The following is a 26,391-nucleotide window of genomic DNA, read 5'->3' as shown; positions in this document are numbered from 1 at the left end:
GGACGGCCATGGAAGGCGGACCGGCGATGCCGACGACGCGTATTCGGCGTGACCGCGAGGCACGCCGGGAACTGCGTCGTGCGCTCGACGATCTCGCCGATGCCCAACGCGACGCCGGCCTCGGCGCTCGAGCCCCACGGTGGTGGTGGATCTGTGCGGCGCTCGCCGTGATCACCGCGCTGATCGCCGCAACGGTTGGTGTGGTGGCCTGGGTTCGGGCCGCCGACGCCTACACCGACGACGACTTCGAGGCCACGGCGTCTCGAGTGGTGGATCTGCTGCTCAGTCCCGATGCCACTGCGCCACAACGGGTTCGCGAGATTCTCGACGACGCCACCGGTGGATTCTACGACGAGTTCGCGCAATCGGCGGATGCCTACACCGCCTTCGTGCGGCGCACCGGCACCGTCGCCGCCGCTACGATCGACGGCACCGGGGTGGCCACCCGGACCGCGTCGTCGGCGACGGTGCTGGTGGCGGCGACGGTGGGATATCGCCGCGACGGGCAGGCCGACGCCGATCGCCGTTTCCGGCTGCGGATCGGCGTGGCCGAAGACGCCGGTCGACTCAAAGTGGCGGCGGTGCAATACCTTCCATGAAGTGGATTTCGGCAGCTCGATCGCGTGGCGACGGTGTCATCTCGCCGACCGTCGCACTGGTGTCGGCCGGGGTGGCACTGATGATCCTGCTGGTGTTGACCGCATCGGTGATCCGGGAGGTGCGGGCGTACTCCGAGGACGCGGCCGTCGCCGACAACCGCACCACCCTGCGTGCCCAGGCCGGCGACATCGTCGCCGCGGTGTTCTCCGTCGACGCCGCACACTGGCAATCCGATCGGGCCCGGGCCCGATCGATGATCGCCGGGGACTTCGCGAATTCCTATGCTGCGCAACTACAACGGCCACCGGCGTCGGGTGTTGCCGCCGTGCGCTGGCGGGCCGAGGCCGTCGCACTGGTCGACGTCGGTACCGAGCGCGGAGCAACCCTGATCCGTGCGAGCGTGACCACACGCCCCGATCAGGGTGTCGAGATCACCGAACACAGCAGTGTCCGTGCCGATTTCGCATCGCGTGACGGGCGTTGGCTGCTCACGTCGGTGGAGGTGGTGCAGTGACCCCGAAGGATACGACGCAGTCCGTGCGGGTCTCCCGGGCCGCCGACCGGGTCGTCGCGGCCACCCGCACCGCGCGCCTCGCACGCATCGCGGCGGCCGACGACCTGCGCGCCCGCGCGCGCCGGCGATCGCGGATGTTCCGATACGGCATGATTCTCGCCGTGCTTGTCGCGGTGGCGCTGGCGATCACGACCATCGTGTATGCGACCCTCGATCATCGTGCCGATGGCCGCGCGGCCACCGATGACGCGGTGCTGACCGCGGCCGGCTCGGCGACGACCACCATGCTCAGCGCCGATCCGGCGCACGCGGAGACCTACGTGAATGCGGTGCTCGCGCTGAGTTCGGGCCCGCAGCGCGACCGGGTCGAGCGGTCGGCGAGAGCCCTCGCGGCGGCGGTGGCCGCGCAGCCGGTGGCGAGCACGGGCCGGGTGATCTCGTCGGGCCTGGTCACCGATCCCGACTCGGACGACACCGGGACACGGGCCGAGGTCCTGCTGGTGGCGCAGGCCTCCGATCCGCAACTCGTCGGCGGTGACCCCGACGCCGATCGGGTCACTCTGCGGTTGAGCATGATTCGCGGTGCGGATGGTTGGCTGGTGGATTCGGCGGTGGTGGCGTGATCGGCCGGCGGGGACGGATACGACCCCTGGTGCGCACCACACGACTGTCCCGGCGAGGCAGGCGGATCATGACGGGCTGCGTGGTCACCGTCGTGATCGCGCTCGTCGTTGCCGCGGTGAGCGCGGTCGTCGCCGTGAGCACCGCGCCGCGACCCGACGACGCCCAGCGCGACGACATCCGGCGGGCCGCAGCGGCGGCACTCACCGCGCTGATGACCGTCACCGACGGGGTGGCGTCCGATGTCCCGGCGGTGCGTCGGCAGCTCGCCGATCCGCTTCTCGGGCGCTACGACGCCGTCGGTGTCGACGTCGTTCTGCCCGGTGCCCTCGCCGCGTCGGTGACGATGTCGGTGACCGTCGTCGGTGTCGCGGTCAGCAGCTATGAGCGTGACCGGGCCCGAGTGCTCGCCTTCGTCGATCAGGTCGTGACCGTGCCCGATTCGTCGTCGGGGACGCCCACACCCGGCTCGACGACACCGTACGGCGGGCATACACCTTCCGAATATTGGATGGTCATGTCTAAGGTGGACGGAACCTGGCGGATGGCCGACCTGCACTCCGTCGGTGACATCACCCGTTGATCCTGTGTGAACCCGAACAGATGAAGGATGTGGCCGCATTGAGAGGACATCGACGACGATGAGTGCACAGACCAATGGCGTGGTCGTAGTGGGCGCGGGTTTGGGTGCGATCCGGTTGGCGGAGAACCTGCGTAACGACGGCTACGAGGGCCCCATCACCCTCATCGGTGCCGAACCGTATGCGCCCTATGATCGTCCGCCGCTGTCGAAGTCGGTGCTGCTGGGCAAGGACGACCGCGTCGACCTCAAACCCGACGAGTTCTACGAATCCGCGAACATCACGTTACGGCTCGGCGCGCCGGTGACCGCGGTCGACCCGGGGGCCAAGACGGTCACCGTGGACGGTGAAACCGTCGGATACGACACGCTGGTGCTGGCCACGGGGCTGATTCCCCGGGCGTTCCCGGGTGCGGAGAACCTGGCGGGTGTCCACACGTTGCGAACCGTCGACGATGCCCACGCCCTGCGCGGTGAGATCGATGCCGCGACCACGGCGGTGGTGATCGGTGCCGGATTCATCGGATGTGAGGTGGCGGCGAGTCTGACCGATCGGGGTGTCGCCGTCGCGCTCGTCGAGCCTGCACCGACACCGCTCGCGGCGTCGCTGGGCGCCGAGATCGGTGATCTGGTGACCCGAATGCACGCGGCCAACGGCGTCGACGTGCACCTCGGAGTGGGCGTCGCGGAGATCCTCGCCGACGACGGCCGGGTGCGCGGGGTTCGCCTGGCCGATGGCACCGAACTGCCCGCCGACATCGTTGTCGTGGGTATCGGGTCGATTCCGGTCACCGACTTCCTCGAGGGTTCGGGTATCGCGCTCGCCGGACGTTCGGACGGCGGCGGAATCGCCTGTGACGAGAACGGGCGGACCAGTGCACCCGATGTCTGGGCGATCGGTGACGTCGCCAATTGGCTTGATGCGCACGGGAAGCCGACACGAGTCGAGCATTGGAACCACACGGTGGAACAGGCGTCGGTGGCGGCCCGTGACATCACCGGAACACCCGGTGAACCGATCACCAGCGCGGTGCCGTACTTCTGGAGCGACCAGTTCGCGGTGAAGTTCCAGGTTCTCGGGCATCCACGTGCCGACGACACCGTGCACATCGTCAGCGACGACGGCACCAAATTCCTCGCCTACTACAGCCGCGACGGCATCCTGACCGCCGTGGTGGGGGCCGGCAAGGCCGGACCGGTGATGAAGTCGCGGCCCAGGCTGCAGACGCCGACACCTGTTGCCGACCTCCTCTGAACCGGGCGAGCTGACCGCGTCGGCCGCCGTCGACGCGGTGACCCGGATTGCCGATCCGCAACGTGCGCAACAGATGTCGAAGTACCTGCAGGCCGGGCCCGGCGGTTACGCCGAGGGCGACGAGTTCCTCGGAGTGTCGGTACCGGACCTGCGTGCGATCGCCCGGCGCTTCCGGGGGATCGCACGCGGCGAGGTTGCCGAACTCCTCACCTCGACGACCCACGAGATCCGGCACCTGGCCCTGATCATGATGGGTGACGCCTGCGCCCGTGCCGATGCGGCCGAGCACCGGGCGTGGGTTGCCGACTATCTCGAGGCGCTGCACGCCGGCCGGATCGACAACTGGGATCTGGTCGACGTCGCGGCCGGACCGGTGCTCGGCCACTGGTGCCTGCGCATCGGTGACATCTCCCTGCTGACGGATACCGCGGCAGCGCAACCGCTCTGGGTGCGCCGCGCCGGCATCGTCGGCGGTCAGGCCTTCCTGCGACACGGGGATGCCTCGGCCACGCTGGCGGTCGCGCCGCTGGTGATCGGCGATCGGCGTGATCTGATCCAGAAGGCCTTCGGCTGGATGCTGCGGGAGATGGGCAAACGCGTCGATCCACGCCTGCTCATCGACTACCTGGACACACATGCCGCCCAGATGGGCCGCACCGCACTGGGTTACGCGATCGAGCATCTCGATCGACCGACTCGTGCCCACTACCGTGGGCTTCGGTAGCCCAGCGCGCTCTTTCGCTGCTCGGGCCGGGTCCCACCTTGCGCCGGTGCTGGTTCGGTCCCGGCGCCGTCCAGCGGTGGTCTCGACTCGCCCTCCGCCATCGCTGCGGGCGGCTCGACCGACCGAACCCGCGGTCGTCGCTCACACGCCCTCGTCTTCGCGGCCCTTCCATTGGGCCAGCATGCGTTCCCGCAGATCGTCGTAGATGGGTGGCGAGTTCAGCAGTTGCGACACGATCATCGCCGCGGCGCCACCGGCGAGCAGGGCCACCGCGATGTTGGTGGTGGAGGTCATCTCCATCACCAGCACCGCGCCGGTGAACGGGGCGCGCACCACCGCGGTGAACAGCGTCGACATCCCGACGATCATCAGTGGAATCGTCAGCTCGTGTCCGTACCCGGGGGCGAACAGGTCGATGATGCGGGCGGCGAGCAATCCGCTGAGTCCGCCGAGGGCGATCATCGGGGCGAAGATGCCGCCGGGGGTGCCCGCCGAATAGGAGACCGGGCCGGCGAAGAACCGCACCGCGAGGTAGAGGACGATCACGCCGATCGCGAGTCGGTGACCACCGAACAGTGTCTGGGTCAGATCGTCGCCACCGCCGCCGAGGTCGGGGTTGATCATGAGCATCGCACCGACGACGCCACCGACCACCGCGGCCTTGGCCGGTCCGGGAACCCGATCGATGGCCTGAAATGTGGTGAGACAGGCGCGAATCAGCCAATTGTAGGCAACTCCGAGGACTCCGACGATCGCGCCGAAGATGACGAACACCGGGATCGACGCCAACGCCGGCGTGCTGATCGCCGGAACCGTGAAATCGGGATGGTTGCCGACGACGACGCGGCTGCACGCCGTGCCGACCGCCACCGATGCCATCGTCCACAGGACGTAGCGCAGTTTGACGGTCTTGGCGATCTCCTCGATGCAGAACAGGGCGCCACTGATGGGGGCGTTGAAGGCCACCGCGAGGCCGGTACCGGACAACACCGTCTGCAACACGCGGATCTCGTCGCGGGTGCACCGCGTGACTCGTCCCATGATCGTGCCGATCGCGGCACCCATGTGCACCGTCGGGCCCTCCCGGCCGAGCACCAGACCGCCGCAGCCGATGGCGATCAGGCCGCCGACGAACCGCGCGGGCACCACCCGCGGTGACGGCGGTTCCGCCTCACCCCGCTCCACGGCCTCCACGTGCTGGATACCGCTGCCGGCGGCCCGTGGTTCCCACCGGGTGATCGCGGTGGCGACCGCGGCCGACGCGGCCGAGATCGCCACCGGGATCAACAGGGTCGCGAAGCCGTGATGATGAGCCCAGTCGTCGATGTCGAGGCGCATCTCGTCGGCGCGCACCAGCAACCACCGGAAGGCTCCGCCGACGAATCCGGTGATGGCACCGGCCACCGACGCGACGATGGTCAACCAGATGAGTACCCGCGCGCCGGCATGGGTGTCCGGGTCGGCCGGTGTGAGGTCGGGGTCGTCGGCGGAACTCATCGTCGTGAATCGGCAGGGGGCGTATGGTCACGGTTGTGGAACACCCTCCGACCCTAACGCCGTTGGGGTCAGGAGTTCCGATAGACCTTCAGCGCCGCCACGATCATCGGGAACTGCAGTGGCAGACGTGAGATCGCGATCGCCTTGTAGATCGCCGGCTTGTCCCACCACAGTCGCACCATGTTGATGTTCGCCGGGTAGACCGCGACGAACAGTGCGGCAGCGCCTGCCGCGGCCGGTTTGCGGGTCGCGGGGGCGAGCAACGCGGCCCCGAGTGCGACCTCGGCAACGCCGGACGCATAGGTCAGCATGCGTGGATCGGCGGGGATCTCCTCGGGGATGATCTCGTCGAAAGGCTTGGACGCCAGAAAATGCAGCGTGCCGATGGTCAACAGCATCCCGGCGAGGGTGCGGGCGAGCTGCGTGGGGGAGAGGCGAGAAATCATGTGTCAGAACTCGATTCGCAGTCGGTCGGAGGTGGGATGAGCCTGACAGCCGAGGATGTAGCCGTCCTCGATGTCCTCGGGGTCGAGGGCTCCGTCGTTGTCCATCTCGACCGTACCCTCGATGAGAGTGCAGGCGCACGAACCGCATTCACCCTCCTGGCAGGAATAGGGGGCGTCGATTCCGGCCTCGAGCATGATGTCGATGAGGGTGCGTTTGCGTGGCCAGGACAGTTCGTGGGTGTCGCCGTCGAGTTCCACCTCCACCGTCGCGGCGTCGGTGAGTTCCTCGTCGCTGACCTCGTCGAGGACGACGTCGGCGAACGGATCGCCCGACAGCGAGTTGTAGACCTCCGCGTGGACGTCGTGATGGGCGAATCCGGCGGTGTGCAGGCCGGCGTGCACCGCGTCCATGAACGGGCCGGGCCCGCACATGTAGGCACTGTGACCGTGGAAGGCGCCGAACACGGTGGCCAGGGTCTGCGCCGAGGGCAGGCCCTGTAGTGACTCGAGCCAATGGATGATCAGCAGGCGGTCGGGGTGAATGGTCTGCAGTTCGCGCAGTTCGTCGGCGAAGATGACGTCGTCGGCGCTGCGGTTGGCATAGAAGAACACCACCGGCTCCGAACCGTGCTGCAGTGCGGTCTTGAGGATCGACATCACCGGGGTCACGCCACTGCCCGCGGCGATCAGCAGCAGAGGCTCGTCGAAGGAACGGGGGGTGAACACCCCCGAGGGCGGGAGCACCTCCACCTGGGAACCGGCGGAGAGGTTGTCGCAGACCCAGTTCGAGCCGTATCCGTCGGCGGTGCGCTTGACGGTCACCTTGGGCGGTTCGCCGCCGACCGGGGAGGAGGCCAGTGAGTAGCATCGCGCCACGGAACCGGTCCGGTCGCTGGGGATGCGCAGGGTCAAAAACTGGCCGGCCTTGTACTCGGTGAACGCTTCCTTGGCGGTGTCGGGGATCTCGAAGACGATCGATCGGGCATCGCGCGTCTCGTCGATGACCTCGGCCACGGTGAGGATCACACTCCGAGAGCCGTGGGGTGTCAGTTCGGTCATATCCGAGCCTCTCCTGGCGTCGTCAGGGGTGTCTATGAAAAATAGAACACGTTCTAATTTGAGCCTAGCCTAGATGCCGGGCTGTCGACATCGGCGCCGGCGATCGGGTTTCAGGGTAGTGGGGGTGATGGCGTTGGCATCAGTGCAGCGCCGCGACGCCGTTCGCAAGGACCTCGCAGCCTGTGCGGATCAGCGATTCCAGGTCGGAATCCGGATCGGCGAGCCACTGCTCATACGCGGCCAGAGCGGTGCCCAGGCACATCCAGCCGATCGTCTGCGGTAGATGGTCGGCCTCGTCGAGGCCGAGTCGATGCGCACAGAACTCGGCGATGACGTGCCGCCAATCGGCGTACATGAGCATCGAATGTGCCTGCAGGCTGGGTACCCCGAGGAGTAACTGCATGCGCCGACGGTGACTGTCGGCGCCCTGCGGGGGCACCGTGTTGAAGGCGACGAGGGCGCGCGTCACCGCGTCGGCGATGGGCAGATCGTCGGGAATGTCGGCGAGCAGGTGGCGCAGCTCGTCGAGGTGGGCGTCGAAGTCGCCCCAGGCGATCGCATTCTTCGACGGGAAGTAGCGGAACAGGGTGCGACGGGCGATGCCGGCGGCGTCGGCGATGTCCTCGACGCTGGTCTCCTCGAATCCGATGGTGGTGAAGAGATCGATGGCGGTGGCGCTGATCTGCGCGCGACTCGTCGACGGTCGCCGGCCCGGTGCCGCCGCGTCGGTATTGGCTGTCATCGGGGCGAACTCGTGCTGGTCATGGGCGCCCTTTCGTTCCGGATTGCACCTGTCCACCTGGCTAGCTTTTCGTCAGGGGGTGCAATTCTGCACTCGGTGCCATTATAGTGGTCGGTGATCCACATCACTACCCGATAACTAGGAGGTTTGGATCATGGCCGATCAGGCAGCCAAGGCAGCTCAGGACTTGTCGGTTCCCGCCGACGTCGACACCGAGCTCGTGGGTGAGTCCCTCGTCGAAGAGGTCTCGATCGACGGGATGTGCGGGGTCTACTGATGTCCACCCCGACATCGGCTCCGGTTGCCGGCGATCGCTCCGATGCGATCGCCGGTGACCGGCGCGACTCCCCGGCCCCCGCCCCCACCACCATCCGCAAGGCACTGTCCTTCGACGTCGGTGCCGCCTGGGAGCTCAATCCCAAGGTGGCGCTGCGCCCGGAACCCTTCGGTGCGCTCCTCTATCACTTCGGGACGCGCAAGCTGTCATTCCTGAAAAACCTCACCGTCGTCGGGATCGTGCAGTCGTTGGCTGCGCACGACTCCGCCGAGCAGGCATTCGTCGCGGCCGGTATCGGTACCGCCGAGCGGCCGCTGTATCTGCAGGCGCTGTCGGCCCTTGCCGATTCCGGGATGATCGTCCGCCGCTGAGGCGCACCGCAGATCCGCACCGTCCACATACCGCTCCTGAAAAGCCCGAGGAGACCCGCATGACCACACTCGAGATGCCGCCCACCGCAACCGGACTCGCCAGCGTCGCCCCGGTGGCGGAGTCGGCTCCGCCCAAGGTCGGGCGCCTCGTCGACCAGTTCGAGAAGGGTCTCGACGCCCCGATCTGTCTGACCTGGGAGCTCACCTACGCGTGCAACCTCGCGTGTGTGCACTGCCTGTCGTCGTCGGGTAAACGTGACCCGCGGGAACTGTCGACCGAACAGTGCAAGGCCATCATCGACGAGCTGCAGCGGATGCAGGTCTTCTACGTCAACATCGGTGGCGGCGAGCCGACGGTGCGGCCGGACTTCTGGGAACTGGTCGACTACGCGACCAGTCATCAGGTGGGAGTCAAGTTCTCCACCAACGGTTTACGAATCAACAAAGAGGTGGCGGCGCGGCTGGCGGCCTCGGACTACGTCGACGTGCAGATCTCCCTGGACGGTGCCACCGCCGAGGTGAACGACGCGGTGCGCGGCCCGGGCTCCTTCGACATGGCCGTCCGTGCGCTGGAGAACCTGAGCGAGGCGGGCTTCCGTGACGCCAAGATCTCGGTGGTGATGACGCGGCAGAACGTCGCCCAACTCGACGAGTTCAAGGCGCTCGCCGATCGCTACAACGCCACCCTGCGGATCACCCGGCTGCGCCCGTCGGGCCGCGGCGCCGACGTGTGGGACGATCTGCACCCGCTGCCGGAACAGCAGCTCGAACTCTACAATTGGCTTGTCGCGCACGGAGATAACGTGCTCACCGGTGACTCCTTCTTCCACCTGTCGGCCTTCGGCGGGTCCGGCGGTGGCGGCCTGCCCGGACTGAACCTGTGCGGTGCCGGTCGCGTGGTCTGCCTGATCGACCCGGTCGGTGACGTCTACGCCTGCCCGTTCGCCATCCACGAGAACTTCCTGGCGGGCAACATCGCCACCGACGGCGGATTCCAGCAGATCTGGCAGCAATCGGATCTGTTCCTCGAACTGCGTGAACCGCAGAACGCCGGCGCGTGCACCAAGTGCGCACACTTCGACGCCTGCCGTGGCGGCTGTATGGCCGCGAAGTTCTTCACCGGTCTGCCCCTGGCCGGCCCCGACCCGGAGTGTGTGCAGGGCTACGGCGAGCAGTTGCTCGCCGGTGAACGCACCAAACCCACTGCAAACAAGGACCATTCGCGAGGAACACCCCTCACCCTGATGACCCGGCGACCGGACGGGGAGATGACCCCGATCGGTGGGCCGCCCTCGAAGAGCTGTGATGAGAACCCGTTGGCGGGCTTCTCGCTGTAGTACCCACGCGGTGGATCACCGCTCGCCCGGCACGCACGCCGGGCGAGTCGGTGGTGGCTGCTCATGAGATGAAATAGGTAGGAACAAGAACAATGGTCACCAATCCCTGGGCCCGTAATCCCTGGTTCGAAACCGTCACCGAGGCGCAGCGCCGCGCGAAGAAGCGGCTGCCCAAGTCGGTGTACTCGTCACTGGTCGCCGGCACCCAGGCCGGGGTGACCGTCAACGACAACACCGACGCCTTCAAGGAACTCGGCTTCGCACCGCACGTCGTCGGTGTCCAGCCCGACCGTGAGATGACGACAACCGTGATGGGGCAAGAGCTCTCGTTTCCGGTGATGATCTCGCCGACCGGCGTGCAGGCCGTCGACCCCGACGGTGAGGTGGCCGTCGCCCGCGCCGCGGCCGCTCGCGGAACCGCGATGGGACTGTCGAGTTTCGCCAGCCATCCCATCGAGGAGGTGACGGCGGTCAACGACAAGATCTTCTTCCAGATCTACTGGCTCGGTAGCCGCGACGACATCCTCGCCCGCGTGGAGCGCGCCAAGGCGGCCGGTGCCAAGGGACTCATCGTCACCACCGACTGGGTGTTCAACATCGGTCGTGACTGGGGCAGCCCGGAGATCCCGGAGAAGGTCGACTTCAAGGCGCTGCTGCGGCTCGCCCCGGAGATCGCGACGAAGCCGCGGTATGCGCTGGACTGGATTCGCGATGGCAAGATCATCATTCCCGATCTGACCGCACCCAACCTGCCGCCGACCGTCGGCACCGCCGGACCGACCTTCTTCGGTGCGTACTACGAATGGATGAACACCGCACCGCCCACCTGGGAGGACCTGAAGTGGTTGCGGGAGCAGTGGGATGGCCCGTTCATGGTCAAGGGCATCACGCGCCTCGACGACGCCAAGCGTGCGGTCGACATCGGCGCCTCGGCGCTGTCGGTGTCCAATCACGGCGGCAACAACCTGGATGGCACACCGGCCACCATCCGGGTGCTCGGCCCGATCGCCGACGCCGTCGGCCATGACATCGAAGTGCTGCTCGACGGTGGTATCCGCCGCGGTAGCGACGTCGCCAAGGCGCTCGCCCTCGGCGCTCGTGCGGTGATGATCGGACGCGCCTACCTGTGGGGTCTGGCCGCGAACGGACAGCCGGGCGTCGAGAACGTGCTCGACCTGCTGCGCATGGGACTCGACGGAGTCCTGATGGGCTTGGGACGCAAGAGTGTTCACGAGCTGTCGCGCGATGATCTGATCATCCCGGAGGGCTTCGAACGGTCCTACGGCGAGGCCTGAGATCCGTTCGGAGAGCCCTGGCTCTCAGTGAGATGCCCACAACCGTCCCCGACAGGGATTCTGTTCGGAACTGTCCGTTCAGGGTCGCTGACGGGGACGTTTGTGGTCATTGAGCGCTTCGTCCCCTTGCTCGGGATGGTGCCGAGTACTGTTGGGCGGCAGCGTATTCAGTCGAGATCGATCAGACACCACGATCCGTCGGGCAGTTGGCGTGCTTCGCTGTCGGCTTCGACTCGTTCTCCGTTGTAGTCCCGTTCGATCACGCTGTAGGCGTGATCGGATCGGATGTCCACGCTGAGAACCTCGACGTCCAGGTCGAGCCCATCGAGTCCCTCCGCCTCGTACTCCCGGTGTTGCGCACGGAATGCCGACTCCTCGGGGCACGAGCGTTCGGCCGAATCCATGGGGTGGCGGGGGAGGTCCCGGCGGAAGAGACGTGCTCGGCTGAGTCCACGCAGGCTGCGGCGCCGGGCTCAAGGGTGGCAGTCCCGCACCGGGATTCATGAACTGTTGTGGCCCAGGGTATCCGGGCATCTGGTGGTGCCCCGGTCGGGGTGGGGGTGGAGGCGGCGGCGATGACGGGCGCCACGGCGCTGCGGGCGGTGCCGGTACCGCCCGCTGATGTGGTTCGGGTCGACCGGCGGGCCCGGGGGAGGTCATGCGGCGATCGTAAGGTGCGAATCAGCCGTGGGCGTGCCCGTTTCGCGGTGGTCGCAGCGATTTCAGCCGACCGGACTACACCGTGGTCAGACCTTGGAATTACCCATGTCGATCTGAAATTGGGAGCCGGTGACGGCGCGGGCCTGGGGCGAGGTCAGGTAGAGCACGGCGTCGGAGATGTCGTCGAGGGAGGCCACCGGGAAGTGGTCCATCATCGAGACGAAATACCGTGTGTACTCACCCATGTCGAAGATCTTCATCGCCGAGCTGTCGGCGACTCCCATCGGCGTGTTCACCGCGTAGGGGTGGATCGAGTTGACGCGGATCCGTCGCGGTGCGAGTTCCTTCGCGGTCGTCTGAGCCAGTCCGGTGAGGGCGTACTTCGACGCCGAGTAGGCCGCCTGCACCGGCATCGCCTTGAGGCCCGCGACCGAGGCGATGATGACGATGGAGCGGTTGTCGGCGTCGGTGTCGAGGAGGGCGGGGATGGTGGCGCGCAACGTCTTCCAGGTGCCGGTCACGTTGACGTCGAGGACATCGGTGAATTCCTGCTCGGACAGTTCCCAGGTGAGTCCCCAGGAGAGGATGCCGGCGTTGGCGATCACGTGGTCGAGGCCGCCGAACTGCCGGACGCCGTCGGCGACCAACTCCTGCTGGAAGGCCAGGTCACGGGTATCGCCTTGGCGGGCAAGGATTTTACCGCCGGCCTCTTCGACGAGGCGGATGGTCTCGGCGAGGTCGTCGGCGGTGGCCGGCGGGTAGGTGATGTGATCGGCGACCGGTGCGGCGATGTCGAGGCCGATGATCGAGGCACCTTCGCGTGCAAATCGCAGTGCGTGGTTGCGTCCCTGACCACGTGCGATCCCGGTGATGTAGACGACCTTGCCGTCGAACTGTCCCATGCAAAAACTGTAACACGTTCTAGTTCGACGGCAGGGTCGGTATTCTCTCAGTCGTTCCAGACCGTCGCCGGGTCGGTGGCCTCGCGGGCCGGACCGGTCGGCGTCTCGGGGGAGGTGCGGGAGAAGCGCGGGGCGACCTGCGCCTGGGTGACGCCGTCGATCTCGACGAGGTTCGCGCGCGCGGCCATGTGCGGATCGTCGGGCGCTTCGGTGAAGGTCAGCACCGGGGACACGCAGGCATCGGTGCCCTCGAAGACCTTGGTCCATTCGTCGCGGGTGCGCGATGCGAAGGCGGCGGTGAAGGTCTTGCGGAGAGTGTCCCAGTGGGAGATGTCGCTCTGGGCCGGAAGATCGGCGTCGGCCAGGCCGAGACCGTTGATGAACGCGGCATAGAACTGCGGTTCGAGCGCACCGACCGCCATGTACTTGCCGTCGGAGGTCTCATACACGTCGTAGTAAGGCGCGCCGGTGTCGAGCATGTTCACGCCGCGCTCATCCGACCACAGTCCGGTGCCACGGAACGCCCACATCATCTGTCCGAGAACGGAAGCGCCGTCGACCATGGCGGCGTCGACGACCTGTCCCTTACCGGAGGTCTGGCGTTCGATGAGTGCCGAGAGCACCCCGAGGACGAGGAACATCGACCCGCCGCCGAAGTCGCCGACGAGGTTCAGCGGGGGAACCGGACGTTCCCCGCGACGGCCGACGGCGTGCAGCATGCCGGTCAGCGAGATGTAGTTGATGTCGTGGCCGGCGAGTTCGGCGCGCGGCCCGTCCTGCCCCCAGCCGGTCATGCGGCCATAGACCAGGCCGGGATTGACCTCTGCGAGGGCGTCCGGTCCGAAGCCGAGGCGTTCCATCACGCCGGGGCGGAAGCCCTCGAGGATCACATCGGCCTTGCGGATGAGATTCAGGATGGTCTCGTGGTCGGCGGAGTCCTTGAGGTTGGCCTCGACGACCCGACGGCCGCGCAGCAGTGCGTCGGCCGAGGCTCCCTCACGCGGCAGGGAGCCGGGGCGTTGCACGCGGATCACGTCTGCACCGAGGTCCGACAGCAGCATCGCGGCATGCGGGCCGGGGCCGATGCCCGCGAATTCGATCACGCGAACACGGCTGAGCGGTCCGCTCTTACCGCTGGTGGATGCGGATTCTCCGGTCATGGTGGTCCTCCCTGATCTGGCACCCATATGTGGCGGGTGTCACGGCGATGCCGTCCAGGATTCCACAACCGACCGATCGCTCGGCAAGCGGGTCGGCGGCGTCGGGAATCGGTGAGGGAAATACCCGCCGACCGGTTACCCCTGGGCGCTTTGCGCACTAAACTTGGCCGAATGGTGCGACCGGCGACGTTGGGGCGATACGTGTGGCCGGAACTGACCGACTCGGCGATGACCGTACTGGTACCGGTGGGCTCATTCGAGCAACACGGACCGCATCTTCCGCTCGACACCGACACCCGCATCGCGGTGGCGGTGGCATCCGGTGCGCACGGGCGTCTGGCAACCGACGCTCCCTACTCCTGTGCTCCGGCAATTCCCTACGGGGCCAGCGGTGAGCACGAGGGATTCGCCGGCACCATCTCGCTGGGCGCGGAGGCGCTGGGCGCAGTGCTGCTGGAGTACGGGCGCAGCGCATGCCGGTGGGCGCAGCGGATCGCCTTCGTCAACGGACACGGAGGGAATGTGCCCACATTGACCACGGCGGTCGCACGGTTACGGTACGAGGCCCGGGATGTGGCGTGGTATCCGTGTATGTTCCCGGACGCTGACGCGCATGCGGGTCACACCGAAACCTCGGTCCTGCTTCATCTTTCACCCGATGTGGTGCGCTCGGATCGGCTCGAGGTGGGCAATCGGGAACCGATGGCCACCCTGATGGACGCGCTGCGCACCGGCGGGGTCTCGGCGGTGAGTGCCAACGGGATTCTCGGCGACGCGTCGTCGTCGTCGGCCGAGGCGGGCGCGCTTCTGCTCGATCACGCGATCGGCGACCTCGCCCGGGCGTTGACCGAATGGACCGTCGATGACGGGGGGCGGCTGCGGTGACCACCGTCGAATCGACCACGGCCACAATCCGGGCGCAGGATTCCGGTCTGCCGGATGGATTCCAGGTGCAGATCGACATGCGTTGCGCCAGGGGCGGTGACCTTCGTTTCCTGGTCGGCGGATCGCCCACACGGATGATGCGGCTCAGCGACGCCGCGTTGGGGATGACCTCCGGCTACGGCCGCATCGAGGTCTGTGACCCGGCCACCCGTCGCCTCTCCCGCACCCTGCTCGAGGCGGGGATCGCTCATCCACGGCCGATGGCGGGTCCGTGCGTCGACGATGTCACCATCGTGATCCCGGTGCGCGACAACCAGTCCGGTGTGGACAGACTGGTAGCGGCGGTGGACGGTCGGCGCGTGATCGTCGTTGACGACGGGTCGGCCGAACCGATTGTCGCGTCCGGTCCGCTCGTGCAGGTCATCCGGTTCGACCGCAATCGTGGTCCGGCCGCGGCGCGCAATGCCGGAGCGGCCGCGGCGCAGACCGAGTTCGTCGCCTTCCTCGATTCGGATGTCGTGCCCGAACCCGAGTGGCTGATGATGCTGATGGCGCATTTCTCCGATCCGCTGGTGGCGCTGGCGGCACCACGCATCGTCGGGCTGTCCGGGCGTGAGGACGGGCCGACGATGCGTCGGCGTCCGTCGCTGGCCGAACGCTACGAGAACCGATATTCGTCACTCGACATGGGTCCCGGTGAGGCCGCGGTGGTTCCCGGAACCCCGGTGCCCTACGTTCCGAGTGCGGCGATGATCGTGCGGCGCAACGCTTTCTGCGGATTCGACGAGAAGCTGCGGGTGGCTGAGGACGTCGACCTGTGCTGGCGACTACACGAGGCGGGCTGGCGCATCCGATACGATCCCGTCGCGCGGGTTGCGCATGATCACCGGACGAGTATGCGGCAGGTCCTGTCGCGTCGCCGGTTCTACGGAACGGGAGCGGCGTTCCTCGCGCAGCGGCACGGAAGCACCGCGGCTCCGATGGTGATGACCGCCTCGATGGCGGTGGCCGTCGGTGCGCTGCTGTCCCGGACCAAGGTGGGTCTGGCGATCGCGTTCCTGGTGTTGACCCGGGTGGCCTACCGGCTGCGGACGCGGCTCGGCGATCTTCCCGATGCGCCGGTGGCCGCCGCGCAGATGACCGGCCGCGCCGCCGGGTTCGGGCTCTTGCAGGCCGCGGGTGCGATCTGTCGCCACTACTGGCCGGTGGCGCTGGTGCTGGCGTTGATCTCCAAGCGTTTCCGGGCTCTCGTCATCGAGGTGGCCGTCGTCGAGGGGGTCGTCGAGTGGATTCGGTCGGTGATTGCCGAACCCGGGGCCGCGCCGGCGATGGGTCCGATCGGTTACCTGGTGTGCCGTCGTCTCGACGACCTCGCGTATGGCACCGGTTTGTGGGAAGGCGTTGTGCGCGAGCGGGATCTGGGAGCGTTGCGGCCCATCGTCACCCGGTGAGGTGACCGGGGTGACCGAGCGCGTGCCCTCGACCGTCGACGTCGTCATCGTCGGTGCGGGCAGCGCGGGTTGCGTGTTGGCCGACAAACTCAGTCGCGACGGAGCCCGCTCGGTGCTGCTTCTCGAGCAGGGGCCCGGTTGGCCCGATGACTCCATCCGGGATCTGCGGCGACTGCCCATCGGGGCCGACTCGATCTACGCGACAACACTTCCGGAGGCATTGGGCCACGTGGTGGTGCGCGGGCGTGGGCTCGGCGGGTCGTCGGTGGTCAACGGGGGCTACTTTCTGCGGTGGCACGACACCGATTTCGCGTCCTGGCCGAGCGGATGGGGCCTCGCCGAGGTGGAAGCGGCCTACCGGGAACTCGATGATCCCGGTGGCAGAATGTCGGTCCGTCCGGCCGCCGACGGGGAGCTCAGTGCGGCGGCACGGGCTTTCGAGCGATATTGGGCATCGCGGGTACCGACGCGAGATCCGGTGCAGCGCTGGCCGATCGTCGGCCTGAACCGGGTACTCGGCAATCAGGTCGACGGGCTGAGGATGACAGCGGCGGAGGCGTACCTGCGTGCCGCGATCGGCCGGCCGAACCTGACTGTCCGGACGGATGCGCATGTCGAGGACCTCGCGGTCAGTGGTCGACGAATCATCGGCGTCCGCGTCGGTGGGGAGGCGGTGCGATGTGACGAAGTGATCCTGTGCGCCGGTACGTTGGGTACTGCCGGGCTGCTGCTGCGATCGCAACCGCAGGTGTTCGGTGTCGGCGACAGCGCGCGGATCGGTGAGCACCGCGAGGTGCTCGTCGGCTACGGGCGCACCGATGCCGAGGACCTGACACCGCTGCTACAGACCGTCGTTCATACCGAATCCGGAATCGAAATCCGCTGTTATTCTGACGATTTCGATCGCTATGTGACCGGTGGTCGGGGTGGGCGACCGGTGGTCGGAGTCTGCTCCATGCTTCACAGCGGTACCGGTTCGGTGGTCACCGCGTCCGGCGGCGGCGTCGAGGTGATCCTCGACCCGCCGTTGACCGACGACGCGGCCCGGATGTGGTCGGTCGCCGACGACGTGGTGGATATGTTGTCCTCCAAGGAGTTCGACGATCTCGTCGACCCCGGGTCGATCGTCATCGACCCGGTGGTCCGTACCTCCCAACACGCCTGGGGGAGTATGCCTATGGGCGATGCGGTCGACTGGTTGGGCGGTGTGCAGGGCGTGAAGGGCCTGCGCATCGTCGACGGTTCGATCCTGCCGAGTCCCGGACGCAGTGGCCCGCACGCCACGATCATGATGATGGCTTGCCGGATCGGTGATCTGCTCGCAGCGGGCTGACGCTCTCGCCGACCCGCCAGCTGGTCGAGCCGGTCCGGAGCGATAGCGGAGGACCGTGTCGAGACCTCCGCAGGCCGACGACGAAACCTGGCCACCCCCAACCGAACCCACGCGCGATATAGCCGACAGCGTTCACCCCCACCAGATTCCGCGCGGAGAAGGTTGTCGGTGGTCGTCGTTACACTTGAGTCAGTTCAGTTGGAGCGATCGATCAAGGGGGTGAACATCATGGCCGACACCACAATTCGCACGACTACCGCGCCGGAACTGTCGATGACCGCCGACGACGCGGCCATGATCGATCACCTCCCCGCCGAGACGGCCACCGCTCTGGCCCGATCCCTGCAACGCCAGGAACGACAGGTGATCGCCCGGAAGGTGTTGTCGGCAGCGCGGATCGGGCATGCCGTGTACGACGAGATGCTGCTCTCGGGCCACATGACCAACGTGCACACCACCGGTGCCGTCGACAAAGCCGCCACCGGCAAGGTCTCGACCGCGCTGGGTGTGTCGGTGCCGCAAGCCACCGCGTGGATGACGCTGAGCTTCCTGCTGTCGACGCTCCCGACGGTGACCGCCGCCTTCTTGGCCGGTGACCAGTCGTTGGAGCGTATCCGCATCATCGCCGACGAGATCGTCGTGCTGTCCGATGACGATGTGCGCGCGTTCGCCGAAACCCGCGCACTGCAACTCGCTGGACGTAATCAGGCGGATACGACATTGCGGGATCAGGTCGCCGAGATGGTGATCGCGCTGGATCCCGACGGTGCCGCCGACCGTCGGGAGGAGGCCGCCGCGCGTGATCAGAACGTGCGGGTCCGTCGGGACACCAACGGGCATTGCAGTATCTCGGTGTACGCACCGGGGGAGGTGGGTGCGCATCTGGCGGCGCGGATCGCACAGATGATCAGTGAGCGGATCTGCCCGCGTGATCCGCGTCGCCGCGGTCAGGTGCAGGTCGCGGCGTTCGCCGAAATCCAGGGCCTACCCGGTGCGTACCTGTCGTGTGAATGCGGGCGGGGTAACTGCTCGCGGGCGGTCCCGTTGCCGGATGAGCCCTGTGGTCTGACCGACCGCGACATCGACCCCGACGACGACGCGGCTGATCTGTTCGACGATGTCGAAACCGAGTGCGGTGAGCCTGACGAGATCACCGAACCCGAGACGACCGACGCTCCCGAGACGGTCACCGACGGCGACGCTGACGGTGCGGCAACGGATACCGTCGAGGCGCACCCCAACACCGAATCCGACACCGACACCGACACCGAACCCGAAAACGATTTGCAGTTGTCGCTGTCGTTGATCACCGACCCGTCCGGGCAGCGGGAAGCCCGGTTGGAGTACTTCGGCGTGGTGGACGAAGCTCATGCCAGGTCGTTGATCGGTTCGGGACAGTTGGTGACCGTCACCGAGTTTCCCACCCTGGACATACCCACCGTCAGCACCGCCACCTCGCTGGATCGGATACCGGCGGCGTGGCGTCGTCTCGACGATCCGTTCCCCGCGGCACCGGTCGACCCGTCCGGGCACGGCGGATATTTCCTCCCGCCGCCGGGTGCGTTGACGTATCGGATACCAGCGTGGTTGCGGGAGAAGATCATCGAGTTGGATGGCACCTGCCGGTATCCGCAGTGCGGTCGGCCGGCCAGTGACTGCCAGATCGATCACCTGGTGAAATTCGTGCACCAGGATCCGATCACCGGTGGCTGGACGGTGGAATTCAACCTGATGCCGCTGTGCACCCCGGACCACCAACGCAAACACATGGGCTTGTTGATCCCCACCATGCTCGCCGATCGGGCGGTCATCTGGCGCGACCCCGTCTCCGGGGAAACCATCACCACCTATCCGCGGTAGGCGGCCGGCTTCGGTCTGCCGTCGGGTGATGCTGCGCTGCAACCAGTTCCCAGCTCCACGTTGCGTGGTCTCGAGGATCGTCGTTTCGACGGAGCTCAACGCAAGGCGCCGGGGCTCACGCAAGGCCCTGGGGCTCCTCGCGACTCGGTCGGCTCAGATGAGTGTGGACCAGTAATCCCAGAACTGAATTCCGATGGCCACGATGACGATTGCGTACCAGAGGGGAAGTAGCACCCAGAGCCAGCCGCGAATGTCGCGGGCGCGGTAAGAATCTCCGAGGAGTCGTCCGGCCGAGAGGATCAGCAGGATCGGCGTGACGGTCCAGACCACCATGCAGTACGGGCACAGCGCGTTGATCCGGTACAGACTCTCGAACGCCAGCCAGTTGACGAAGACGAAACCCAGTGCCAGGCCGATGGTTTGCCCCAGCCAGTACCACCGGGGCAACGACACGCGACCCGTCGCGAGGACACCGGTGACGATGATCACCGAGAACGCCGCGATACCGATCAGCGGGTTCGGGAAGCCGAACAGCCGGGCCTGCGGCGTCACCATCACCGAACCGCACGACAACACCGGATTGATACTGCAACTCGGGCGGTACGACGGATTGATCAGCAGCTCAATGCGTTCGATCGTCAGCGTCGCCGACGCGATGAACCCGATGATCCCGAGCACCAGCACGGCGATGCCGGTGGCGGGGGAAACGTCGGGACGTTGCAGCCACCACGATCGGTCGTCGGTCGAATCGTCGGTGCTGTCATCGGATTCGAGGGAGTCCGCGTCGAGCGCCTTGTCGGGTTCGGTCTCAGATGTGATGCCGGCCATGATGTCGTTTCGTTCGATCCTGCTGCTGGGCTGGGTCCTACTGCTGGGAGCCGGCAGCGGCATTAACCGCTGCCACGAAGGCCTCGGGGCCCTGTTGGATGTTGAAGTCCTGCCCGTTGATCTTCACGGTCGGTGTTCCGGTGACACCAGAGTCCTTGGTCTCTTGGGTGACCCAGTCCTCGTAGTCACCGCGCGTGATGCAGTCCTTGACATTCTGCGCACCGGCTTCGGTGGCGTAGGACGCCAACTGGTCATCGGTGAGGCCGGAACCGTTCTCGGCGGGCTGGTTCTCATAGAGCAGGGAGTGGAATTTCAGCCACACCTCGAAGTTGTTGGCGCCGCCGGTCGATTCGGCCACACACGCCGACGCGTTCGCCGCGCGGGTCGAGTAGTTCGTCGACGACATCCGGTCGAGGATGGCGACCGGCCGATAGTCGATCGCGACGTTCGGATTGGACTTCAGCTGGGTGAGCGCGTCGCCGAACACGGATTCAAACTGCTTGCACACCGGGCACTGGAAGTCCTCGAGGATCTCCACGACCGCCTTGGGGGTGGTACCGGCCGGAGCGGTGGTGATGCGGAAGGCCCCGTCGGTGGTGACCGTCGGCGGGGTACCGGCGGCGACCGAACTGTCGTCACTGAAAATCTTCCCGTTGGACCACAGGATGGAGACGGCGACGACGGCCGCGACGACGATGATCGCCACCACGGCCCCGATCCGCATGAACAGCGAGCGCCGACGCTCGGCGGCTCGTGGGTCGACGACTGGCTTCCGACGTTTGTCTGCCACGGGTTCCCTCACACTCCAAGTCAACGGTTCGCACGGCCGCAGCACCCCGGAATCTCGCCGCGAGGTCTCCACGCCGCTGTTCAGCGTACTTGGGCCCGCCTGAGTCGCGACTGAGCGGCCCGATCGGCGCCGAATCGGTCACACCGACGCAGCGTCGTAGACTTTACTCCGACGCTGTCTCGCTGCAGCGTTGCTAGGAGACCTACATTCTGTGACCGCTCCCGACACACACTCGCCCGACGTACCGGGCACCGACGACACCACCGCCCCGACCCGACCGACCATCCGGACGGCTCGATGGCTGGCGGCGCTGGTCGGCATCGCGCTGGTCGGCATCGTCATCTACGGGGCCGCGAGCGGGTCGGCCCGCCACATCGAGCGCGGCGACCCCTACCCCGGGATGCCGATCGCCATTGCCGACGTCGCCGGGTACTTCCTCGGTACGGTGCTGGCCGCATTGTGTCTGGGTGCGTTGGCCTTCGTCGTCGCCGGAGCCCGGCCCGATTCCAACGGCATCATCGACGCGACCGTCTACCGCGCCCACCGCTTCGTCTCGTCGGCCGCGCCGGTGTGGGCGGTGCTGTCGTGGCTGATGGTGGGGGTCGCGGCCGCCGACGGCTACGGATTGCCGCTGGGCAAGGTGCTGTCCTCGGGCACGCTGTTCGACGCGATCGGGGTCAGCGAGGAGGCGGTGGCCTGGCTGGTGGTGGCGATCTTCGCAACGATCGTGGCAATCGCGATCCGGTTCTTCCTGTCCTGGATCGCGCACCTGGTGCTGCTGATCCCGACCGGCATCGCGGTGGCGGCCCTGCCGATGGCCGGCAACGGTGGTCAGGGCCCCAACCACGACTACACGACCAGCCTGGTCATCCTCTTCATCCTGGCCGCCGCTATCGGCATCGGCTACCGCGTCGCGTTCGCGACCGCGCCGGTGGTCACACCGGACTCGGATCGGGCGATCCTGGAACGCCGGCACGCGTGGATCCTGGCCATCGCCGACACCGTCGCGCTGCTCGCCGGAAGCGGGCTGGTGGCGTTCCTGCTGCCGGTGCGCTACCTGTTCTCCACCGCGTTCGGTCTGGCCGCAATGGTGATGCTCATCGCGCTGGCCGCGGTGCTGGTGTGCAGCATCGTCGCGCTGCGAGGATCGGGTGCCGACCGGATCTGGCGTCCACAGGTCCTCGCCGCGGTGCTGATGATCGTCGTCGTCGCGTGCTGGACGGTGATGGACACCCGCGTCGCCCCCGGGCTGCTGGCACACACCTTCACCGCGTGGGATGTGTTCCTCGGCTACGAACTGCCGGGCGCGCCCGACGCCTGGCGACTGGCCACCTTCTGGCGCTTCGACTTCGTGATGGGGACGGCATTCGTCGTCGCCGCGATCCTCTATGGCTTGGGAGCATGGCGGTTGTATCGACGGGGCGACGCCTGGCCCGTCGGACGCACCATCTCCTGGATACTCGGCTGCCTGTGCGTGATCATCGTCACCGGCTCGGGTATCCGGGCCTACGGATCGGCGATGTTCAGCGTCCACATGGCAGAACACATGGCGCTGAACATGTTTGCGCCCGTACTGCTGGTGCTCGGGGCACCCGCCACCCTCGCCTTGCGAGCCCTGCCGACCGCCGGTTCCCGCCGCCCACCCGGTCCGCGGGAATGGTTGCTGTGGGCGCTGCACTCCAAGGTCACCCGCTTCCTGTCGCATCCGGCGGTCGCTCTGGTGTTGTTCGTGCTGTCGCTGTACGCGGTGTACTTCACCGCGATCTTCGGGACATTCGCGCGGTACCACTGGGGCCACGTCCTATTGACCATTCACTTCATCTTCGTCGGCTACCTCTTCTACTGGGTGATCATCGGCATCGATCCGGGCCCGCGTCGCATCCCGTTCCTGGCACGGATCGGATTGTTGTTCGCGGTCATGCCCTTTCACGCGTTCTTCGGTATCGCACTGATGACGATGACCTCGGTGGTCGGCGACAAGTTCTACAGTCAGCTCGATCTGCCGTGGGTGACCGACCGGTTGCACGACCAATGGCTCGGCGGTGCGATCGCCTGGGGTGCCAGTGAGGTGCCGGTCGTCCTCGTCGTCGTCGCGATCGTCTCGCAGTGGGCCAAATCCGATCGGCGGGCCGCCCGCCGCGCCGACCGGCACGCGGAGACCTACGAGGACACCGAACTCGACGATTACAACAAGATGCTCGAAGACCTCGCGAAGTCGCGGCGCTGAGAGGTCCGGCTTGACCCGATCGGGACAATCGATTCATGCGGTGTGAGGTGGCGCGAGAGGCGTTGTCGGCGCGTACCGACGGCGAACGGGAGACCGTTCCGTCGGTGCGGGTCGACGAGCACGTCGCCGGATGCGCCGACTGCACGGAGTTTGCCGCCGCGCTGGCCGCGATTGCGCTCCCGCAGATCCGCGAACCGCTGCGGGTGGTGGGTTCCGACACCGGGCCGGATCTGGTCGAACGGATGCTCGCCGCGCGTGCCGAGCAGCCCGCACCGTCGGAGTCGGACCGCGAATCGCGTTCGGGCGCATGGTGGATCGCCGCGGGCGGCGGGGCATTCGTCTCCGGTGCGCTGGCGGTGACACTTGTTCTCACGCACGGTTCCGTGATCGTGATCGCCCTGTTCGTGATTGCCGTCGTGGCCACCGTGGGGCTGACGGTGCGAGCACGCCGCTGACGCGGGACCAGGTCGGCCCGGCGGCTCGGCTCGGCGGGTGAGCTCGGCGGGTCAGCTCAGCGGCGTGACTCGCCGAAATGCTGCAGCCGCAGGCTGTTGGTGACGACGAACAGCGACGACAACGCCATCGCCGCCCCCGCGATCAGCGGGTTGAGCACTCCGAGCGCGGCGATCGGGATCGCGGCCACGTTGTAGCCGAACGCCCACACCAGGTTGGTGCGGATGGTCTTCTGCGTCGCTCCCGCGAGGCTCAGCGCCGCCGGCACCGCACGCAGGTCATCGCGCACCAGGATCACGTCGGCGGCGCCGATCGCGACGTCGGTGCCTGCACCGATGGCCAGGCTCAGATCCGCGGTCGCCAGGGCCGGACCGTCGTTGATGCCGTCGCCGACCATCGCCACCGAATGACCCTCGTCCTGCAGACGGCGGATCGTTTCCACCTTCTGGTCGGGCAGGACCTCGGCGATCACGTCGTCGACCTGCACCGCGTCGGCGACGGCACGGGCGGCACCCGCATTGTCTCCGGTCAGCAGGATTGTGCGGAGACCGGCGGCACGCAGCGCGGCGATGGCCGTGGGGGCGGACGCCTTGACGGTGTCGGCGACGCAGATCGCGGCGACCGGCTCGTCATCGACGACCACGTAGACGACGGTGGTGCCGGCCGCCTCGGCGTCGCGTCGGACGCGCGCGAGGTCGGCGGGGACGACGGTGTTCGCGGTGGCCCAGCGCGGCGATCCGACCCGCACCCGCCGGCCGTCGACGATGCCGAATACCCCGCGGCCGGGTTCGGCGTGGAAGTCGCTGACCGGGCGGCGGTCCGCCTCGGCGACGGCCGCGGCGATCGCCGCGCCGACGGCATGCTCGGAGGCGGATTCGACGGCGGCGGCCAGGGCGAGCACCTCGTCGGCATCGGCGTCGGCGACGGCGGTCACCGACTCCACCGACAGTGCGCCCTCGGTGACGGTGCCGGTCTTGTCGAAGACGACGGTGTCGATGAGCCGGGAAGTGTCCAGGGTCTGGTGGCCCTTGAGGAAGATGCCGAGCTGGGCGCCGCGGCCGGTCGCGACCATCACCGCGATCGGGGTGGCCAGGCCGAGTGCGCACGGGCAGGCGATGATCAGCACCGCCAGCGCCGCGGACACCGCACGGTCGGCGGGCTGCCCGAGGAGCAGCCAGGTGGCCAGCGTGACCAGCGACAACACGACGACGATCGGGACGAAGACACCGGCGATGCGGTCGGCGAGCCGTTGTGCGCGGGCCTTACCGGACTGGGCCTCCTCGACCAGGCGCATCATGCCTGCGAATGCGGTATCCGCACCGACCGCCGCGGCCTCCACGATGATCCGTCCGTTGAGGACCGTCGTGCCGCCGATCACCGGCTCGTCGACGGTGACCTCGACGGGCCGGGATTCGCCGGTCATCGCACTCATGTCGATGGCGGCGTGGCCCTCGATGACCAGGCCGTCGGTGCCGACCGTCTCCCCGGGACGCACGACGAAACGCTGCTGTTCCTTCAGCTCCTCGGCCGGGATCCGCATCTCGCGGCCGTCGGGCAGCAGGACGGCGACATCCTTGGCGCCGATCGCGGCCAGCGCGCGCAACGCACCGCCGGCCCGGGACCGGGCCCGCGCCTCGAAATACCGTCCGGCCAGCACCAGCACGGTGACGCCGGTGGCCACCTCGAGGTAGATCGAATCGCTACTCCAGATGGCATCCCACACGCCGGTGGTCGCCCGGGCGTCGGGGTCGGTGGTGAACATCGAGTACAACGACCAGCCGGTGGCGGCGAGCACACCGAGCGTCACCAGCGTCTCCATGGTCGCCGCGCCGGTGCGCAGATTCTTCGCGGCCACCTTGTAGAACGGCCACGCGCACCACGTCAGGATGGGTGCGGCCATCGCGATGAGCAGCCACTGCCAGCCGGGGAAGCGGGTCGTCGGCACCACCGCGAACACGATCGAGAGGTCGGCGAGCGGCACGAACAGCACCACCGCGACGGCGAGTCGGCGGAAGAGGCGGCGGGCCTCGGCGGCGTCGGTGTCGGGGATGGCGCGCGGGACGTCATCGCGGGGCGTCGCGCCGTAGCCGGCCTTGTTGACGACGTCGCACAGATCGTCGGTGGTGACCGTCGGTGCGGCATCGATGGTGGCGACCCGGGTGGCGTAGTTGACCGACGCCTTCACCCCGTCGACCTTGTTGAGTTTGCGTTCCACGCGGGCCGCACACGCCCCACACGTCATGCCGGTGAGATCGAGCTGGAGTCGCTGGGGCTCGGGCGGGCCGACGGATTCGGTATCCGAGCCGGTCACGGTCGTCACATCGGTGGTCACACGATCCTCTTGATTCCCGGCGCCGGGTCATCAGGGGCTGGTCACGCTGATGACGTCGGCGGCCGCATACGCACTCGTCCTCAGGATAGGTCGGATGTGCGGGGCCCAGAGTTCCCGGTGATCGTGGGTGATCTGGGTCACCGATGCGGATGTGGTCTGCCCACTCGACGGGAAAGGGTGCCCACTCGACGG

General features: G+C 67.4%; 26 protein-coding genes. 16 read left to right on the top strand and 10 right to left on the bottom strand.

Translation table 11 applies throughout. From position 1 onward, the window contains the following. Positions 1-8 precede the first annotated feature (8 nt). The 6 genes from ACWETB_RS19310 to ACWETB_RS19285 all read left to right on the top strand — a co-directional run bounded on the left by ACWETB_RS19310 (position 9) and on the right by ACWETB_RS19285 (position 4,294). On the top strand, positions 9-599 hold the full coding sequence (locus ACWETB_RS19310) for a hypothetical protein (protein WP_452212978.1): 591 nt from the start codon (positions 9-11) through the stop codon (positions 597-599). Continuing rightward, positions 596-1,114, top strand: coding sequence for a hypothetical protein (locus ACWETB_RS19305; RefSeq protein WP_348805599.1), 519 nt, complete (start codon positions 596-598; stop codon positions 1,112-1,114). The genes ACWETB_RS19310 and ACWETB_RS19305 overlap by 4 nt, the downstream gene beginning before the upstream one ends. Continuing rightward, the gene (locus ACWETB_RS19300) at positions 1,111-1,737 is read left to right on the top strand and encodes a hypothetical protein (RefSeq protein WP_348805598.1); all 627 of its coding nucleotides are present in this window, start codon (positions 1,111-1,113) and stop codon (positions 1,735-1,737) included. Before ACWETB_RS19305 ends, ACWETB_RS19300 begins: the two co-directional genes overlap by 4 nt. 68 nt (positions 1,738-1,805) lie before the next feature. Then, complete coding sequence (locus ACWETB_RS19295; protein WP_348805596.1) at positions 1,806-2,318, top strand: hypothetical protein; 513 nt, start codon at positions 1,806-1,808, stop codon at positions 2,316-2,318. A gap of 58 nt (positions 2,319-2,376) precedes the next feature. Beyond that, positions 2,377-3,570: an NAD(P)/FAD-dependent oxidoreductase gene (locus ACWETB_RS19290; RefSeq protein ID WP_452212976.1), complete on the top strand. Its 1,194-nt coding sequence runs from the start codon at positions 2,377-2,379 to the stop codon at positions 3,568-3,570. Beyond that, the gene (locus ACWETB_RS19285; protein WP_452212974.1) at positions 3,554-4,294 is read left to right on the top strand and encodes a DNA alkylation repair protein; all 741 of its coding nucleotides are present in this window, start codon (positions 3,554-3,556) and stop codon (positions 4,292-4,294) included. Before ACWETB_RS19290 ends, ACWETB_RS19285 begins: the two co-directional genes overlap by 17 nt. Positions 4,295-4,435: 141 nt before the next feature. Here ACWETB_RS19285 and ACWETB_RS19280 read toward each other — a convergent pair whose 3' ends face one another. The 4 genes from ACWETB_RS19280 to mftR all read right to left on the bottom strand — a co-directional run bounded on the left by ACWETB_RS19280 (position 4,436) and on the right by mftR (position 8,038). Beyond that, positions 4,436-5,791, bottom strand: coding sequence for a ClC family H(+)/Cl(-) exchange transporter (locus ACWETB_RS19280; RefSeq protein ID WP_452212972.1), 1,356 nt, complete (start codon positions 5,789-5,791; stop codon positions 4,436-4,438). Positions 5,792-5,859: 68 nt separating this feature from the next. Further along, positions 5,860-6,237 carry a DoxX family protein gene (locus tag ACWETB_RS19275; protein WP_452212970.1) on the bottom strand — a complete coding sequence of 126 codons (378 nt, stop codon included), beginning with the start codon at positions 6,235-6,237 and terminating at the stop codon, positions 5,860-5,862. 3 nt (positions 6,238-6,240) lie between these two features. Beyond that, positions 6,241-7,296, bottom strand: coding sequence for a 2Fe-2S iron-sulfur cluster-binding protein (locus ACWETB_RS19270; RefSeq protein WP_452212968.1), 1,056 nt, complete (start codon positions 7,294-7,296; stop codon positions 6,241-6,243). Between the two features lie 139 nt (positions 7,297-7,435). Beyond that, positions 7,436-8,038, bottom strand: coding sequence for a mycofactocin system transcriptional regulator (mftR, locus tag ACWETB_RS19265; protein ID WP_452212966.1), 603 nt, complete (start codon positions 8,036-8,038; stop codon positions 7,436-7,438). Positions 8,039-8,192: 154 nt separating this feature from the next. Here mftR and mftA point away from each other — a divergent pair, with 154 nt between their 5' ends. From mftA to mftD, 4 genes are all read left to right on the top strand, one after another. Then, on the top strand, positions 8,193-8,315 hold the full coding sequence (mftA, locus tag ACWETB_RS19260) for a mycofactocin precursor MftA (protein WP_348805587.1): 123 nt from the start codon (positions 8,193-8,195) through the stop codon (positions 8,313-8,315). Beyond that, positions 8,315-8,686, top strand: coding sequence for a mycofactocin biosynthesis chaperone MftB (gene mftB, locus ACWETB_RS19255; protein WP_452212963.1), 372 nt, complete (start codon positions 8,315-8,317; stop codon positions 8,684-8,686). The genes mftA and mftB overlap by 1 nt, the downstream gene beginning before the upstream one ends. Before the next feature lie 59 nt (positions 8,687-8,745). Continuing rightward, a complete protein-coding gene (mftC, locus tag ACWETB_RS19250) occupies positions 8,746-10,023 on the top strand; it encodes a mycofactocin radical SAM maturase (protein ID WP_452212961.1) in 1,278 nt (425 codons plus the stop codon). Positions 10,024-10,115: 92 nt separating this feature from the next. Beyond that, positions 10,116-11,318: a pre-mycofactocin synthase MftD gene (gene mftD / locus ACWETB_RS19245; RefSeq protein ID WP_348805584.1), complete on the top strand. Its 1,203-nt coding sequence runs from the start codon at positions 10,116-10,118 to the stop codon at positions 11,316-11,318. 167 nt (positions 11,319-11,485) lie between these two features. Here the strand turns inward: mftD and ACWETB_RS19240 are convergent, their stop codons facing one another. From ACWETB_RS19240 to ACWETB_RS19230, 3 genes are all read right to left on the bottom strand, one after another. Then, on the bottom strand, positions 11,486-11,722 hold the full coding sequence (locus ACWETB_RS19240; RefSeq protein WP_452212959.1) for a hypothetical protein: 237 nt from the start codon (positions 11,720-11,722) through the stop codon (positions 11,486-11,488). 342 nt (positions 11,723-12,064) lie between these two features. Then, positions 12,065-12,880: a mycofactocin-coupled SDR family oxidoreductase gene (locus tag ACWETB_RS19235; protein WP_348809145.1), complete on the bottom strand. Its 816-nt coding sequence runs from the start codon at positions 12,878-12,880 to the stop codon at positions 12,065-12,067. 47 nt (positions 12,881-12,927) lie between these two features. Then, entirely contained in the window at positions 12,928-14,040 is a 1,113-nt protein-coding gene (locus tag ACWETB_RS19230) for a CaiB/BaiF CoA transferase family protein (protein WP_348805581.1), read from the bottom strand. A 171-nt stretch (positions 14,041-14,211) separates the two neighbouring features. Here ACWETB_RS19230 and mftE point away from each other — a divergent pair, with 171 nt between their 5' ends. The 4 genes from mftE (at position 14,212) to ACWETB_RS19210 (ending at position 19,569) form a co-directional block, all read left to right on the top strand. After that, positions 14,212-14,925, top strand: coding sequence for a mycofactocin biosynthesis peptidyl-dipeptidase MftE (mftE, locus tag ACWETB_RS19225; RefSeq protein WP_452212957.1), 714 nt, complete (start codon positions 14,212-14,214; stop codon positions 14,923-14,925). Then, on the top strand, positions 14,922-16,376 hold the full coding sequence (mftF, locus tag ACWETB_RS19220) for a mycofactocin biosynthesis glycosyltransferase MftF (protein ID WP_348809146.1): 1,455 nt from the start codon (positions 14,922-14,924) through the stop codon (positions 16,374-16,376). Before mftE ends, mftF begins: the two co-directional genes overlap by 4 nt. Before the next feature lie 10 nt (positions 16,377-16,386). Continuing rightward, on the top strand, positions 16,387-17,709 hold the full coding sequence (gene mftG / locus ACWETB_RS19215; protein WP_348805578.1) for a mycofactocin system GMC family oxidoreductase MftG: 1,323 nt from the start codon (positions 16,387-16,389) through the stop codon (positions 17,707-17,709). A 228-nt stretch (positions 17,710-17,937) separates the two neighbouring features. After that, the gene (locus tag ACWETB_RS19210; protein WP_452212955.1) at positions 17,938-19,569 is read left to right on the top strand and encodes an HNH endonuclease; all 1,632 of its coding nucleotides are present in this window, start codon (positions 17,938-17,940) and stop codon (positions 19,567-19,569) included. Positions 19,570-19,722: 153 nt separating this feature from the next. Here the strand turns inward: ACWETB_RS19210 and ACWETB_RS19205 are convergent, their stop codons facing one another. Beyond that, entirely contained in the window at positions 19,723-20,397 is a 675-nt protein-coding gene (locus ACWETB_RS19205; protein WP_452212953.1) for a vitamin K epoxide reductase family protein, read from the bottom strand. A gap of 37 nt (positions 20,398-20,434) precedes the next feature. Next, positions 20,435-21,187 carry a DsbA family protein gene (locus ACWETB_RS19200; RefSeq protein ID WP_348805575.1) on the bottom strand — a complete coding sequence of 251 codons (753 nt, stop codon included), beginning with the start codon at positions 21,185-21,187 and terminating at the stop codon, positions 20,435-20,437. Positions 21,188-21,398: 211 nt separating this feature from the next. On the opposite strand from ACWETB_RS19200, the gene ACWETB_RS19195 reads away from it, so the two are divergent. Both ACWETB_RS19195 and ACWETB_RS19190 read left to right on the top strand, forming a co-directional pair. Next, positions 21,399-23,414, top strand: a complete 2,016-nt coding sequence (locus ACWETB_RS19195) for a cytochrome c oxidase assembly protein (RefSeq protein WP_425476210.1) — start codon at positions 21,399-21,401, stop codon at positions 23,412-23,414. 35 nt (positions 23,415-23,449) lie between these two features. After that, on the top strand, positions 23,450-23,869 hold the full coding sequence (locus tag ACWETB_RS19190) for a zf-HC2 domain-containing protein (protein ID WP_425476211.1): 420 nt from the start codon (positions 23,450-23,452) through the stop codon (positions 23,867-23,869). 56 nt (positions 23,870-23,925) lie between these two features. Here the strand turns inward: ACWETB_RS19190 and ACWETB_RS19185 are convergent, their stop codons facing one another. After that, complete coding sequence (locus tag ACWETB_RS19185) at positions 23,926-26,199, bottom strand: heavy metal translocating P-type ATPase (protein ID WP_425476212.1); 2,274 nt, start codon at positions 26,197-26,199, stop codon at positions 23,926-23,928. Positions 26,200-26,391 lie beyond the last annotated feature (192 nt).

This window comes from Gordonia sp. NPDC003950, assembly GCF_053605205.1.
The sequence above is the reverse complement of the archived record's forward strand: the minus strand, read 5'-3'. Positions and strand labels throughout refer to the sequence as shown.

Bases quoted from the DNA above. Each gene is read 5' to 3' on its own strand.
- ACWETB_RS19190 (WP_425476211.1), top strand. From the start codon at position 23,450: ATGCGGTGTGAGGTGGCGCGAGAGGCGTTGTCGGCGCGTACCGACGGC.
- ACWETB_RS19240 (WP_452212959.1), bottom strand. From the start codon at position 11,722: ATGGATTCGGCCGAACGCTCGTGCCCCGAGGAGTCGGCATTCCGTGCG.
- mftC (WP_452212961.1), top strand. From the start codon at position 8,746: ATGACCACACTCGAGATGCCGCCCACCGCAACCGGACTCGCCAGCGTC.
- ACWETB_RS19295 (WP_348805596.1), top strand. From the start codon at position 1,806: ATGACGGGCTGCGTGGTCACCGTCGTGATCGCGCTCGTCGTTGCCGCG.
- ACWETB_RS19270 (WP_452212968.1), bottom strand. From the start codon at position 7,296: ATGACCGAACTGACACCCCACGGCTCTCGGAGTGTGATCCTCACCGTG.
- ACWETB_RS19210 (WP_452212955.1), top strand. From the start codon at position 17,938: ATGGCCGACACCACAATTCGCACGACTACCGCGCCGGAACTGTCGATG.
- ACWETB_RS19205 (WP_452212953.1), bottom strand. From the start codon at position 20,397: ATGGCCGGCATCACATCTGAGACCGAACCCGACAAGGCGCTCGACGCG.
- ACWETB_RS19280 (WP_452212972.1), bottom strand. From the start codon at position 5,791: ATGAGTTCCGCCGACGACCCCGACCTCACACCGGCCGACCCGGACACC.
- ACWETB_RS19275 (WP_452212970.1), bottom strand. From the start codon at position 6,237: ATGATTTCTCGCCTCTCCCCCACGCAGCTCGCCCGCACCCTCGCCGGG.
- ACWETB_RS19290 (WP_452212976.1), top strand. From the start codon at position 2,377: ATGAGTGCACAGACCAATGGCGTGGTCGTAGTGGGCGCGGGTTTGGGT.
- ACWETB_RS19235 (WP_348809145.1), bottom strand. From the start codon at position 12,880: ATGGGACAGTTCGACGGCAAGGTCGTCTACATCACCGGGATCGCACGT.
- mftA (WP_348805587.1), top strand. From the start codon at position 8,193: ATGGCCGATCAGGCAGCCAAGGCAGCTCAGGACTTGTCGGTTCCCGCC.
- ACWETB_RS19230 (WP_348805581.1), bottom strand. From the start codon at position 14,040: ATGACCGGAGAATCCGCATCCACCAGCGGTAAGAGCGGACCGCTCAGC.
- ACWETB_RS19310 (WP_452212978.1), top strand. From the start codon at position 9: ATGGAAGGCGGACCGGCGATGCCGACGACGCGTATTCGGCGTGACCGC.
- mftR (WP_452212966.1), bottom strand. From the start codon at position 8,038: ATGACAGCCAATACCGACGCGGCGGCACCGGGCCGGCGACCGTCGACG.
- ACWETB_RS19305 (WP_348805599.1), top strand. From the start codon at position 596: ATGAAGTGGATTTCGGCAGCTCGATCGCGTGGCGACGGTGTCATCTCG.
- mftD (WP_348805584.1), top strand. From the start codon at position 10,116: ATGGTCACCAATCCCTGGGCCCGTAATCCCTGGTTCGAAACCGTCACC.
- mftE (WP_452212957.1), top strand. From the start codon at position 14,212: ATGGTGCGACCGGCGACGTTGGGGCGATACGTGTGGCCGGAACTGACC.
- mftB (WP_452212963.1), top strand. From the start codon at position 8,315: ATGTCCACCCCGACATCGGCTCCGGTTGCCGGCGATCGCTCCGATGCG.